5 protein-coding genes are annotated in these 11925 nt (G+C 36.7%); 2 read left to right on the top strand and 3 right to left on the bottom strand.

Annotated elements, in window-relative coordinates; all coding sequences use genetic code 11:
* Together BHV72_RS05485 and BHV72_RS05480 are read left to right on the top strand one after the other, a co-directional pair.
* A partial coding sequence (locus BHV72_RS05485; protein ID WP_286855042.1) for a SusC/RagA family TonB-linked outer membrane protein occupies nucleotides 1–2849 on the top strand: 2849 nt, incomplete at its 5' end.
* Between the two features lie 7 nt (nucleotides 2850–2856).
* Nucleotides 2857–4338, top strand: a complete 1482-nt coding sequence (locus BHV72_RS05480; RefSeq protein ID WP_087413721.1) for a RagB/SusD family nutrient uptake outer membrane protein — start codon at nucleotides 2857–2859, stop codon at nucleotides 4336–4338.
* An 89-nt stretch (nucleotides 4339–4427) separates the two neighbouring features.
* Here BHV72_RS05480 and BHV72_RS05475 read toward each other — a convergent pair whose 3' ends face one another.
* The 3 genes from BHV72_RS05475 to BHV72_RS05465 form a co-directional block, all read right to left on the bottom strand.
* Nucleotides 4428–6839, bottom strand: a complete 2412-nt coding sequence (locus tag BHV72_RS05475; protein ID WP_286855041.1) for a hypothetical protein — start codon at nucleotides 6837–6839, stop codon at nucleotides 4428–4430.
* A gap of 365 nt (nucleotides 6840–7204) precedes the next feature.
* Nucleotides 7205–9010 carry a RagB/SusD family nutrient uptake outer membrane protein gene (locus BHV72_RS05470; RefSeq protein WP_009121633.1) on the bottom strand — a complete coding sequence of 602 codons (1806 nt, stop codon included), beginning with the start codon at nucleotides 9008–9010 and terminating at the stop codon, nucleotides 7205–7207.
* Between the two features lie 21 nt (nucleotides 9011–9031).
* The coding region (locus BHV72_RS05465) for a SusC/RagA family TonB-linked outer membrane protein (protein ID WP_286855040.1) at nucleotides 9032–11925 on the bottom strand (2894 nt) is incomplete at its 5' end.

Genomic DNA, 11925 nt, shown 5'->3' with positions numbered 1-11925 from the left:
CTAAAACTGCGACCGGAACGAATCTGAAAGTTGTATTGACCGAAGACTCACAGGCATTGGACGAAGTTGTGGTAGTGGGTTATGGTACACAGAAAAAAGTAAATCTTACTGGAGCGGTGGGCAGTGTAGATGCTGCAGACTTAACAAAGCGCGTTTCTCCTAATGCTTCTTCGATGTTACAAGGACGAGTTCCAGGTTTACAAATTGTACAGAACTCAGCTAATCCTGGTGCTGAACAAGCTGCTATTCAAATTCGTGGCCAAGGAACCTTTTCTGATGCAGGTAGTAATCCGTTAGTCTTGATTGATGGTGTTGAAGGTGACATGAATAAAGTGAACCCGAATATGATAGAGAATATCACTGTATTGAAGGATGCTGCTTCTGCTTCTATTTATGGTTCTCGTGCGGCAAATGGTGTTATTTTGATTACTACAAAGAATGGTACCGAAGGTCGTTTAAATATTGATTATAATTTCAATATGGCATGGCAATCACCTACCACAAAGCAAGACAGGATTACAAATTCTGCCGAATATATGACCTTGTTCAATAAAGCGTTGACACATACAGGTGGAGATATAGCTACTAAGGGATATAAGCAAGAGTGGATTGATGCTTATAAAAATGCAGCTCCTGGAGATCCTATGTATCCCAATCATGATTGGTATGATGACATCATTAAAACCGCTCCTATGCAACAGCATTTTTTAAGTGTAAATGGTGGTAAAAATGGTACAACGTATAACTTTGGTTTAGGCTATTTGGATCAGGATGGAATGGTAATAAAAACAGGGTATAAACGTTACGATGCTCAAATGAATTTAAAAACTAATTTAGGAGGTAGAGTAACATTTGGAACAAACATTAATTTCTCTAAATCGCAGCGCCATTCCACATCATATACCAGTGGTGGTAATCAAATTGATAATAATGAGACGGAAGACATGATTCTGTGCATGTATGCTCAAGGTCCATATTATACTCCATATTTACCAGATGGACGATTTTGTACTGGCGGATATTCTGGACGGGGACACAACAAAGCTCCATTAGCTGTTGCATATAGTGGTGGTGGAAAGAAATTTGATGAAAACTATGTGTTAGGTAGTGCATTTGCTAAAGTGAAAATTATTGACGGGTTAGATGCTGAGGTAAAAGCGTCTGTCCGTTATAATCAATTGCAATCAAAATGTTTAACAGTTTCCGTTAAAGCATATAAATTACATCCGGATGAATTCGGAAATCATGAAGAAAGTACCTATAACAGCGATGTCAATACTTTAACTGTAAGACAAGAAACAGAAATGCAATATACACTATATGGAACTTTAAACTATAAAAAGACTTTTGCTGATAAACATAATTTAAATGTAATGTTAGGATATAATCAGGAAAACTTTAAATATGACAAAATAGGTGGTTATAGAACAGGGGTTCCCACAAATACGCATTGGGAATTAGATGTTGCTCCAACTGCCGGCCAAACGAATGAAGGAGGTGCATACGAGTGGGCCATACAATCATACTTTGGTCGTTTGAATTATGACTTTATGGGTAAATATTTATTTGAAGCAAGTTTTCGTTATGATGGTACTTCTCGTTTAGCTAGCGGTAAACGTTGGGGATTATTTCCTTCTTTCTCTGCAGGATGGCGTGTTTCAGAAGAGAATTTTTTAAAAAATGTGGAATGGATTTCAAATTTAAAAGTACGTGGTTCATGGGGACAGTTAGGAAATCAGAATATAGGTAATTATCCATATCAAGATTTACTTACAGCTGTGAAATATAATTTCGGTGGACAAGTTAGTCAAGGGTTTACACAAGACGCTTTAAGTAATCCGGAGATCAAATGGGAAACGACTACAGCTGTTGACTTCGGTGTAGATTTTGGTTTCTTTAATAATAGACTATTCGGTTCTATCGACTGGTACAAAAAAACGACAAAAGATATCTTACGTGAATTGCAAGTACCTACTCATATAGGTGTATCTGCTCCAATGGTAAATGATGGAACTATGGAGAATAAGGGTTGGGAATTTGTTCTAGGACATGAAAACAGAATAGGTAATTTTACGTATAGCATAAGTGCTAATTTGGAAACCTATAGAAATAAATTAGTCAAATTTGGAGCCCGTGAAATAAATAGTAGCAATGGAACAATAAAGCAAGAAGGACTTCCTTGGAGTTCCTATTACATGTACGTATTTGATGGTATTTATCAAAATCAATCAGAAATTGATAATGGTCCGAAGCCATTGAGTAATTTAACCCAACCCGGTGATATGAAGTATAAAGATATATCTGGTCCGGATGGAGTACCTGATGGAAAAATTACTCCTGATGATCGTGTAGTAGTAGATGGTGCTTTTCCCAAATTCAATTATGGGTTTACTATTAATGCCGCTTATAAAGGATTTGATCTTTCTTTGTTCTTCCAAGGTGTGGAAGGCAAAAAGATTTACGTAAAAGAATGGGGTATTGCTCCTTTCCGTCAGGCTTCAGTACCTTCTACTTTTTGGAGAGGAGCATGGGACGGTGAAGGTACCTCTAATTCAATTCCTCATATTTTTAATGATAATTATGCACCTAATACAGCTGTTTCTACTTGGTGGTTACAAGATGGTTCATATTTGAGAATGAAAAATATACAGATTGGCTACACCCTTCCTAAGGCATGGCTAAGCAAGATACATTTCCAAAATGTACGTATTTACTTCTCAGGAGATAATCTGTTAACTTTCACTGATTTCTTTCAAGGACTTGATCCAGAACGTACTGCTCAAAATTCAAGAGGTGCTATTTATCCTCAAGCCAAGGTAGTATCATTCGGTTTAAAAGTAACCTTATAAAAAGAGTATGGATATGAAGAAGAATATATTAAAAAGTATATGTATAATAGCGTTAACCGGAACATTCATTTCATGTAACGACTTTCTAGATAAACAACCTCTAGATGAATTAAGTTCAACAACATTTTGGAAAACTACTAAAGATGCAGATAATGCTTTGACTGCTGTATATGCTAGCTTTCGTAACTCTACATTTTCTGCAGTTCCGGCAAGTGGTCCCTGTACGGAATTGGAATATTTATCAGATAATGCAGTCGTTCGTGGTACTGGTGGAGCACCATTGAATATTCAACAAGGCGGTATCAATTCAACTACAGGTGGTGTATTAAATGATATGTGGACATACTCATATAAAGGTATTTCTGCTGCAAATTATTTTCTTGATAATTTTGATAAAGTAAAAGATTTGTATTCTGAGGCTGATTTTAATAAATTAAAGGCAGAAGCTTTATTTATTCGTACATTCTTTTATAATGAATTAGTTGTCCATTACGGTGATGTGCCTCTCATGCTTCAAGGTGCTGAAGTTGGTAGTGGTTATGATCGAATGCCACGTACTCCTCGTGCAGAAGTGGTTAAACAAATGCTAGAGGATATTGATTTTGCTATTAAATGGTTACCTAATATTGCATATACAGATGGACATGCAGTTCAAGGTTCTGCAGTTGTTTTAAAATGTCGTATATTATTAAATGATCAACGCTATAGTGATGTTGCTAAATTAGCTGGTGATTATATTCATGACCCTAATAATCCATTCGACTTAGCTGACGACTATGCAGGTATTTTCTTTGGAAAACAAGAAAATAATCCAGAAATTATGTTCTCTATTCAATTTAAAGCACCAGATGATTTCCATGCATTAGACCAAATGGTAGGAAGTCGTATGACTATATTCCCTAGTTTTAATTTACGTGCTTCTTATGAGCCTAACGATCCTCGTATAAAAATGACTATGTATGAAATTGGTGATCCTTGGCCCAATAATAATAAATCTGGTAAATTTGAAGAAGATGGTAATAAAGCCGAAGGACTTATTCCTTTTACACAGTTGGCTTTCAAAAAATATGTCAACCCTAATGTTGAAGTACCTAAAGCATCTACTTTGAGTGATCAGCATATAGTAAAAATGCGTTATGCAGACTTGTTATTGATGTACGCCGAAGCAATGTTCGAAAGTGGACAAGGGAATGATCCTCTAGCACTGAAAGCATTAAATGATGTGCGCCAGCGTCCGGGTGTGAATATGCCAGTCAAACCTCAATTAACGCGTGAGATTATTCGTAATGAACGTCGTGTAGAATTGGCTTACGAAGGAATCCGTTATTACGATATCATTAGATGGGATATTGCAAAAGATGTAATTCCTACTGTTCAATATGATGAGAGCGGTAGAATGAGAAAGTTTGATGGTAATCTATGGCCTATTCCTCAATCTCAAATGGATATTATGGGAGATGTATGGGAACAGAATGCACCATGGAATTGATCAAGTGAGAAAATTATAACCTTTTAATAAAGCCTATTTCAAATTATGAAGTAGGCTTTATTATTTTATTTGATTACAATTATATTTATTTAATCATGAGGTTGAGGATTAAAGTTAGTAAACGCTTCGTACACTTTAAAATCCGCTAATTGTAGGTTTTCATCTTTAATACCATTATCAGGACGATCAGAAGAACTTTTCATCTTTCTTCCTAAACTACGATATATGCCGAATTTATTACGAATATTGGTAGCCCCTTTTCTCCATAAATCAATATCGGAAAAAGATTGATTGACGAGTATTTTTCCATCACTAATACGAGTAAGCTTTATACGGAATACGCCATGATGGGTATAATGCATTTCTGTTTCTACCTGTATCCATTCTTCTTCAAAATCCGATAGTGGCAGGTTGTCTATAATAACCCCTTTACTACTTTTTTTATTATCTCCGGTATGAATGATTTGTACACGTTTATTGTTACCGTCTTTGTCACAGCGAGTACTTATGGTAATAAGTGGTGCACCATTATTTCCTTCTTGTGCTTTCAGTTGATGTAAATGACAAAAACTCGTAGAAGGACGAAAATCTTTTGATATACGGAATTTCCATTCTAACCGTTGCCATTCATTCCAATTTCCATTTAATTTATGCCAATTATAATTGGTTTGACTTTTCATTTCATTCCTTTGTCGATCACTTAATAATCTTCCACGGTCACTATCCAATACTTCGGTATTAGCATGATTAATAAAATTGAATACATACTGTTGCAAAGTTCTATCGAAAATGACTTCACAGTGTATCCCTTGATAATGATCATGTTTAGATATATTAGGATGTTCGGAATAATCCCAACCCAAAGAACGCATATATTCATGTATAGCATTGAAATCTCGATTTCTTAATGAAGCGTCAGCCTGCATTCCACCTTGGAAAATATAATCTGTCTCTTTTGGTATCGGATTTTGTTCGGACAGACCATATCCAATATTTTGTAGTGCGGTATTTCCTAGCCTTTCTTTTAACTGGGCCAAATAAAGGCTTTGTGGCGTAACAGAAATGTTATGCGAATCAAAAATTCCAACGGGGAGTGTTGGCCCAGACTGATTGAACGGACGACGTAATGGTGTACTTTCTCCCTTACTACCAATGACCCAATTATATGTACCCGGTGGAAGTTGATTAACATAACTTTTAGCTGTACAATTCCAAGCTACGGACCAGGCAGTTCCCCAACCATGCCCTGAACCCATTGAACCTCGATTTTTAAAATCAATACCACCGTTAGGCAGGCTACAATTATCCAATAATATACCGGTACTCCAACGCTGGTGTCCTTCAATTCGCCCGTTACCTTTAAAGGTACAATTTAGAAATACGATAGGGCCTGTTTGTCCGGCTCCCAAGGCTGCAAACCATATGTTATCCCCTTCAACAGAGCAGCGATCTAATAGAATCTGGCCACCATTTGGAGCAAATTCTGCCGGTTTGGATGCCCCTTGATGCAATGCTTTTCTTATTACATTTACTTGTTGTAATGTAATTCGTCGCCCGCCTATACCAATACTTTCCATCGTTTCCATAGCATTAATATCTTTAGCCCAACAATCTTCACCATTTATTCTTAATGCATAATATAATGCTTTAGAATGATTGACCGCTTGGGCCGGTGATTCAATACGGATATTTTCTACTCCGCATTGTTTGAGGCGGCCAACATTATTTGCGACGACTATGGTTGTATTATCATCCGTGTAATTGGAATCATAGCAATCAATGAGTGGTACGGTTAGTGTAATAATATTACCGTCAATGGCTGCAATCGTTCGTTCAGTTATTAAAAACTTTCCAGCCTTAATCCAAGTCTGAGCTTTTCCATCGCGAACCAAATTATCCATTTTCATAAATTTAATCCATTTCTCAGTCACAGGCTTACGAATCTCTATATTGTCACCCACAGAAAGCCTTGAAACATTATCAACAGTGAGTTTGTATGCACCTGCAGGAATATATTTATCTATAACTTTGATGCAGGCTTCTCCGGAAGATATTTCCCCTATCCGATTCCCTACACGTTGGTGAAGTTTATTATTTAATATGATGGCTGTATGCTTACCGCCTGCCATTACAATCACACTCCCACTGGGATCACTTCCACTACCACGTAATACAACTCCATCAGCTTTGATTTGAAGAGAACCATTACAGACATAGTGCCCAGGAGCTAACAAAACAGCTCCTCTAAAACCATGTGCATTTTGAGGTAATTCAGAAACTATATCAATAGCTTTTTGAATATGATTTGTACAATCTTCATTGTCTCCTAATGGATGTACAGTCAATTTTGCCGGTATATACGGTAATGTAACTCCACCACCTTTATATCCCGCGAAAGAGAAATCTGCAATACGATCTCCTTTTTTCGTCTGTTTATATATTAGTTTGCCGGTATCATCCGTATAAACCCATTTACTTTTTATAATTTGTTGTTGTGCCATTGTGAATACGGAACATAACAAACACATAAGAAATCCCAATCTTCTCATATTATGTCACATTTTAGTTAAATTCGAGTTAATAAAAACATTGTGAATTATTTGATATATAGATATAATCTCAAAAACTTACAATACCATTAGATATTAAAAAGGAGAATATAGAATGAGCTTTTAAGTAAGATTTTTATATTATATAAATTATGTAATTTATTGAAAGGCTTTGAAATAATATATGCTTTCACAAAATATATGTGTATCAATAGCATATATAAATAAAATCACAGCAAGATTAATCTTGCTGTGATTATAGAAACTATTTCATATTAAGAAACAATACATAGTTCTTTGAAAATCAGAATTGAGAATTATAACAATGGATCAAAAGTACCATCATTCCAGCCCTTAGTTTGCTCTAATTTTGCATTCTGTTCAAGATGTTTTTTAGGTAAGGCAAAGAAATAATGATTGTCATCAACATCCCATTGGAATTTATTATCTATCTTGGTAACAATTGTTTTGAAATACTTGAAGTAGTCCACAGAGTTTAATTTGCTCTCACCTCCACCATTTGCAAAATCTTTTGCCAAATCATTTAACGATAATTCTTTTTTAGCATCAGTGAGTTCTATTTCAATTCTTTCACGCGCGTATCCTTTGTACTCCGGATCACTAAACATCATTCGACGGCGCATATCCCAGAAGCGTTTACCTTCATAAGCTAATTCAATACGACGTTCAAAAAGAACAGCATCAATCAGTTCTTGTTTAGTCATATTAGCTTTTAGACCATAGAGTTCATCAGCGTTAGCCGTGATACCAGCTCGTTTACGAATCTCTTTTAAAATAGTATAAACTTCAGGATCTTTATTCCCAACTTCAGCTGCACATTCTGCTAAATTTAATAAAACTTCTGCATAACGAATTTCTACTAAATCAAGATCATAGTTACGTACATCTACTTTCTTCACTACTGGATTTATGAATTTGCAAGAGTAAAAACCGGTTTTTGTAGAGTTTGCAATTTCAATTTCTCCCCCCTTATAAGTGAATTGGCGTTGTTCGGGATATTGATTATCAGCTAACGGATATACCATGCCATTAGTTACAATTGTTTTATAAAAACGGGGATCACGTCCTACCCAAAACAAACCTCTTTCATCTGTCGCTGTAGGGTCAAAGGGCTCTTTTACTCCATCTCCGTCAATATCTACTCCGGGTACAGTACCATCAGCCATGGGATATGCCAAAACCAGATCAAGGGTAGGCTGGTTCCAGCCAGTAGCGCCTTGGGAGTAATCCAAAGGACGCACACCTGCATTTATATCTGACTTATTAGCAGGATAAGAATAGCGTTTAGAGAAAATGACTTCTTTAGATAATTCACTTGCATCGGAATTGTCTTTCCATGTACCATCATAAGTAGAATTTAATCCATATCCATCTTTTTCCAATTGTTCTTTCGCTGCTAAGTTAGCATCATAGGCTGCCTGCCAACGTGCCGCATCATTATTTCTGTTGAATTGCTTGCTGGCATAGAACAGTAAAACACGACCTTTCAATGCCAATGCAGCCCCTCTCGTAATACGTCCTGCATCAGATCCACTCCAAGATTTGGGAAGTACTGTTGCCGCAGTACTTAAATCATTTACAATCTGGCTAATACACACGGATGTTTTTTCACGTGGCACTTCTGATTCCTTTCTATCTTGTACAGACAGAATCAATGGTACGCCACCATATCTTTTCACTAATTCAAAATAACGATATGAACGTAGGAAAAGAGCTTGCGCCTCTATCTTTTTACGCACATCTTCAGATAATGTTCCTGTATTAATATTATCTAATAGTACATTTAGTTTATAAATTCCTTCATAAGGCCAATAATCTTTAGTTGGTCCTCCTCCGCCTTCAGATGTCAGTTGACCGGCATAGAAGAAATCTTCTCCACCTCGACCTTCATCGCTATATTGATTGATATCGGCTACATCAGCAGACCAGTCTGGCAAATTATCAGCATAGCATTTATCTAAAAATGCCGTTGCCAATGTTTCATCATTCCATGTATCCTCGGCAGTTACTGCGTTCAAGTTTTTTTTGTCAAGAACATCGTTACATCCTGCTACTCCTAATCCAACAAGAAGTATTGCAGTAAAAATATATTTTGACTTCATAGTGTCTTTCTTTTATTGAGATTATAATGTTACGTTAAGACCAAAAGAGAAATTTCTCATGATTGGGTACGAACTGATATGATCTTTATGTACCTCAGGATCTGCAATTTTTAATCCATCTTGTAATAAGAAAAGATTAGTTCCGTTAACAAAAACTTTAACCTTGTCCAATTTTAAGGCTTTGGTAATAGATTGTGGTATATCATATGAAAGAGAGATATTCTTACAACGTAAAAATGATGCGTTACGTACCCAGAATGTAGATTTCTCCCCATTTGTTTTAGTTAAAGTAAAAGGCATTGACGCATTGGGATTTTCTGCCGTCCAATGATCATTCCAATATGCAAATGTGCCTGTCCAATCTTTCACACCAGGTTTTCTATCATCAATAACGCGTTCGTGACCTGCTAGCCCTTGGAAGAATATATCCAATGTAAACCCTTTCCATTTACCACCTAATGTAAATCCATAAGTAATAGGAGCAGATTGTTTATCAACGATTACAACCATATCTTCTTCTGTAATTTGACCATCTGGTTCATCGCTATTTACTCCACGTACATCTCTGTAAAGTAACATACCGGGAACTAATTTAGTCCCTTTAATGAGTAATTCTTTCCCATATTTCTTTACATTTTCTTCATTAACTCGATCTACTTCTTCCTGTGAACGAAGAATTCCAAGACAATCATATCCCCAAACTCGATCTAATGATTGTCCTATTTCTGATTTGTAAGCAGCTAAATTGGAGGCTTCATCTTTTTCTACCCACCAACTTTTGGCATAGCCAAAGTTACCTTTCAACCAATATGTGAAATCTTTCACTTGGCCGTTATATCCTATTTCAAATTCAAAACCTCGTGCATCAATTTTTGCATAGTTTTCTTTAGGAAGTTTTGCTCCGAAGCTAGTGGGTACACTTGCGGTACGTTCGGCAAGAATATCATAAGTATGTCTATAAAACCATTCGAAACTAACATCAAAGTGATTGAATAAACGACCATCAAAACCTACATTATAAGAAATGGATTTTTCCCATGTCAAGTCAGGATTAGCCAACGTACCCGGCTCGATACCATAGCTCTGTGAACCGAATATAGCTCCTGTCGTTAAGTTATACTTGGGCATCCAATCCCATCCACCAATAGCATCATTACCTAAAGAAGCTATTGAACCACGCAATTTCAGATAGTCAATAAATTTTATATTATTAGCAAAAAACGGTTCATTGGATATACGCCATCCAGCAGAAATAGAAGGAAAAAATCCCCAACGTTTATTGGGCGCAAATTTGGTGGAACCATCCACACGGAAAGCTGCTTCTAGAAGATATTTATCATCATAAGCATAATTTAAGCGTCCGACATAAGAAAGGCGTCCGCTTTCACCAACAGAGCCATTACCTACTATAGATTGAGAAGCATCACTGCTCGCAGCATGAAATTCGGGCATTGTCCAAGTTAACAAACCGTTACGTTGTGCGTCAAAAGATTCATTCTCTCCTTCGGCCTGTTCGTAAACAAACAGTGCACCAATGTCATGTTTACCGAATGTCCGGTCATAAGTTACAAAGAAATTCATTTGATAATCAGAGTAAAGAGCTGATGTTTTTTTGATAAAGCGGTCTCCACCACGTACGTCGGTTCCTGTAACTTGTGGGTTTTTACTCGGATCAATGTAATGTCCATTGGTTCCACTTGTTTCAAAAGTGTAAAGAGTATATGGCATCGCTACCTCTTTATAGAGTCTATTATAAGTGTTTCTACTATACTGGAATTTAAATTTCAACCCTTTGAGGAATGGGGCATCATATTCCGCAAACATATTAACATTGGTATTCATCCATTTACGTGTATCTCTACCTGCCTGTTCACTGATTTGAGTCAAAGGATGTTGTTCCAAACCATTGGCTTTTACAGGAAGCCCATTGATATAAAAAGGATTCATTTTCGAACGTTTCAAAATGCTGGAATATAAATTATCCAAGTTATCTCGTCCACCGTCAGATTTCCAATGAGGCTTGATGTCTTTCCTATTATCCGTACTAATATTTAAGCCTACTTTAAAATTATCCGTAATGTTAGCATCAATGCTAGCACGGAAATTTGCTTTATTATATTCCAAATTATCAAAAGCACCAGTTGCAAAATAATAAGCACCGCCAATAAAATAACGCACGCGTTCTGTACCACCTGTAATGTTTAAGGCATGACGCGTGGTGAGCGGGGTTCTCCACATCTCATCCAGCCAACTATAGTTTACTCCTTTCAGATACTCGAGTTCATCATCTGTATACCATGTTTTTTGATTTTCCGGACGATTTTTGGGATCAGAACCTTTATCAACCCAATCTTGGTACCTATTATGATTTAGAAAAATAGCTTGTTCATAAGCACTCATTGTTTCAGGATTTTTTGTTGGACTATCAAAACCAACGGTACCTGAATAATTTATAACTGGCTTACCCGTACTACCTTTTTTAGTTGTAACCAAAACCACACCGTTAGCTGCGCGGGCACCATACACTGCAGCAGAAGCCCCATCTTTCAATACTGATATATTTTCAACTTCACTGGCATCCAATGATTCGAATGCCTCTTGATTTCTGACAACCCCATCAATAACATATAATGGGCTTGAATCATTAGTAGTACCTTTAGCACGAATACTCAAACTGCTAGTTGCGCCAGGCTTACCTGTAGTAGAAGAAATCATTACTCCTGATAAACGTCCTGCTAAAGACGTTGCCAAATTGGCAGTTGGAATATCTGCAATGGTCTTTGCGTCAACACTTGTGATACTTCCTGTTACACTTCCTTTTTTCTGTGTACCATAACCCACTACCACAACTTCGTCCAATGCCTGTGAGTCTTCGGTCAATACAACTTTCAGATTCGTTCCGGTCGCAGTTTTAG

The sequence above is a fragment of the Bacteroides sp. 43_46 genome (assembly GCF_001915455.1).
GTDB classification, from domain to species: domain Bacteria; phylum Bacteroidota; class Bacteroidia; order Bacteroidales; family Bacteroidaceae; genus Bacteroides; species Bacteroides caccae.
The sequence above is the reverse complement of the archived record's forward strand: the minus strand, read 5'-3'. Positions and strand labels throughout refer to the sequence as shown.

Excerpts from the sequence above, each read along its gene's own strand:
- BHV72_RS05475 (WP_286855041.1), bottom strand. The coding sequence starts at position 6,839 with ATGGCACAACAACAAATTATAAAAAGTAAATGGGTTTATACGGATGAT.
- BHV72_RS05470 (WP_009121633.1), bottom strand. The coding sequence starts at position 9,010 with ATGAAGTCAAAATATATTTTTACTGCAATACTTCTTGTTGGATTAGGA.
- BHV72_RS05480 (WP_087413721.1), top strand. The coding sequence starts at position 2,857 with ATGGATATGAAGAAGAATATATTAAAAAGTATATGTATAATAGCGTTA.